This is a genomic window from Limosilactobacillus galli, from assembly GCF_947381495.1.
Classification (GTDB): domain Bacteria; phylum Bacillota; class Bacilli; order Lactobacillales; family Lactobacillaceae; genus Limosilactobacillus; species Limosilactobacillus galli.
The window spans coordinates 1-216 of sequence record NZ_CANCWK010000155.1 but is presented as its reverse complement, the minus strand read 5'-3'; the positions used below and the strand labels follow the sequence as shown (position 1 = coordinate 216).

The following is a 216-nucleotide window of genomic DNA, read 5'->3' as shown; positions in this document are numbered from 1 at the left end:
AAGTTGAAACAGGCATTACATACTTCACTGAAGAATTTATCTCAGCGAAAAGAAACGACCTTACCGCAGCAGAATATCGCTTTGGCAAGGCCAGCTAATTTTCATTATTTAAAGTGTCAACTTGACAGGGCACAGTACCAGTTATCCCCATAACCACTCAGTTGTCTTAGAAAGGATATATTCCTCATGACTAATGATATCAACTTTTGGACTGGA

1 pseudogene is annotated in these 216 nt (G+C 38.9%); it reads left to right on the top strand.

Going from position 1 to position 216, the window contains the following annotated elements:
* Nucleotides 1-98, top strand: a pseudogene (locus QOS10_RS10315) (IS3 family transposase); the annotation flags it as partial.
* Between the last annotated feature and the right edge of the window lie 118 nt (nucleotides 99-216).